The following is a 2,091-nucleotide window of genomic DNA, read 5'->3' on the forward strand; positions in this document are numbered from 1 at the left end:
GTAATTTGCAAACATGTTTTTACATTGTAGGCGGGAGTTTACCTCGCGCATGTTTAGGTTAAAGGTTTTAAGCCCGCAACTCGAAGCCCGTCACAAAAAAGTAAAGTGCGCGGCATAAAGCCCCGCCTACGATTAACCCAACACTATGCTTAGCTTAATCTCTGCCTAGAACCTAAAACTCTAGGCACCAAATATATTTATTTTTTGAACCACAGAGGGAACAACCATTGATTGTCACTTTCTCTGTGTGCTCTGCATTCTCTGTGGTAAATAAATCACTTATATCTTTTTACATAAAGAGGAGACAATGAGAAGCCAAAGTGGAATAACTCCTAATCCTAGAACCTTTATTTTCTAATACCTGTCTTTACCTCTAAAGCGCAGCGCCTCTTAACCTCTTTGTGAATAAATCACTTAGATCTTTTTACACAAAGAGGAGACAATGAGAGTAAATGAGAAGCCAAAGTGAATTAAACCCTAGAACCTAAAGCCTAATCCCTAACCCCTGCTCTTTAACTTAGACCACCAAATAAAGTCATTAAAGCAATTAACACTAAGTAAAAAAGTACATTTCGCTTAACCAGTTTGATCATACAGGTGGCTTCAAAGGTACAACCATAGTAGCGCTCTTCAACTTGTTCAGCCGCTAGCGCTGTATAAGTAACCACCTTGCGATTAGGGCTTGAAAAGTCAAACACGTAATGCAGCCAACAGCTAGTCCCTTTATTAAAGTTACCAATCACTAAATAGCCAAAACTGGTAATACGCGCGGGGAGCCAATCAAGCCAAAATAGTAAACGGTTGATAAGTTTAAAATGCTTAGCAATAACTTCATCGCGGTTGTCACTCACTAAGTCGGCAAAGGTACGTACTAATGCATAAAAAACAGCACCAGCAACGCCCAATACCACAAACCAAAATATAACCGCGCAATAAAACCTGAAATTAACCCAAGCCAGCGTTTGCCCTAAGGTTTCGCCGCCTTGTTGCTCCTCTGTGCGTTTTTGCCCTAATTGCAAAGCATACAAAGACGCAGCGGTTTGATCCCCTCGGGTCAGTGCATTTAAGTACGATTTATATAAAGCACGTTGCTTAGCACAACCAAAACAAACGAGTAACACCGCCACATTAAAAACAAGTTGCCAAAGTGCAAAGTCAGATAAAAAATACACACACCCAACAGCAATCACAGGCAGTAATAACCAAATTAAAAACCCCGTAGCCGTGCCAAATAAACCTTTATTCGTTAATAAATTAACAGAGCGAGTTAAGTAGCCATTAGCGTAATAACTCATTTGCCAATGCGCAGAGCGAGCACCTAAACGCTCAAGTATCAGTGCTATTATTATTGAAACCAAAATCATGTTGTTACTCTTAGTTATTTAATTAGGTTAAAAAACTTACGCCAGTTAAAACTCGCTCCAGGGTCGGTTTTTCGCCCAGGGGCTATATCGCAATGCCCAACTATATTACTGGCTGTTATTTTTGGATAGCGCTGCATAATAGCCTGCGCCAATGCAGCTAAACTTTGATATTGCGCATCGGTATAGTTAATTGTATCTGTGCCTTCAAGCTCTATACCTATACTAAAATCATTACAATTTTGTTGCCCAGCAAAGCAGGAGCGCCCCGCATGCCATGCACGTTTTTCAAAAGGCACATACTGTGTAACTTCGCCGCAGCGCTTAATAAAACAATGCGCTGACACCTTAAGCCCCTCTAGGTCACTAAAGCTAGGGTGCGCATTGCAATCAATATTCCCCATAAATAAATCATCAACGTACGGAGTGTTAAACTGCCCTGCAGGCAATGAAATATTATGAATTACCAACAGCGAAATATCGCACTGAGCAGGTCGCTCATCAAAGTGGCTACACGCCCGCTGGCTAATATTATTTATAACGCCTAAAGAATCTATTTTCATACTATTTATTTAAAACTTATGTAGCTCTTAACCCAAACACCGTGCTTGGCTTAATCTCTGCCTAAAACCTAAAAAGGGCGACGGGCTGCGAGCGGCGGGCCTAGAACCTAATACCTAATACCGACGCGGAATAAATCCGCTGCTACATGTGCGCGGCGTAAAGCCCC

At 41.5% G+C, this 2,091-nt stretch carries 2 protein-coding genes; both read right to left on the reverse strand.

The genetic code is table 11. The features are described 5' to 3' along the window. Positions 1–512 precede the first annotated feature (512 nt). On the reverse strand, positions 513–1,364 hold the full coding sequence (gene ampE / locus QMA00_RS17890; RefSeq protein ID WP_214552977.1) for a beta-lactamase regulator AmpE: 852 nt from the start codon (positions 1,362–1,364) through the stop codon (positions 513–515). A 14-nt stretch (positions 1,365–1,378) separates the two neighbouring features. Further along, positions 1,379–1,924, reverse strand: coding sequence for a 1,6-anhydro-N-acetylmuramyl-L-alanine amidase AmpD (ampD, locus tag QMA00_RS17895; protein ID WP_290158302.1), 546 nt, complete (start codon positions 1,922–1,924; stop codon positions 1,379–1,381). Positions 1,925–2,091: the final 167 nt, after the last annotated feature.

The organism is Pseudoalteromonas sp. APC 3694, from assembly GCF_030407565.1.
Lineage (GTDB): Bacteria > Pseudomonadota > Gammaproteobacteria > Enterobacterales > Alteromonadaceae > Pseudoalteromonas > Pseudoalteromonas tetraodonis.

What these genes read in the sequence shown, in the direction of transcription:
- ampE (WP_214552977.1), bottom strand. Translation starts at nt 1,364, where the DNA reads ATGATTTTGGTTTCAATAATAATAGCACTGATACTTGAGCGTTTAGGT.
- ampD (WP_290158302.1), bottom strand. Translation starts at nt 1,924, where the DNA reads ATGAAAATAGATTCTTTAGGCGTTATAAATAATATTAGCCAGCGGGCG.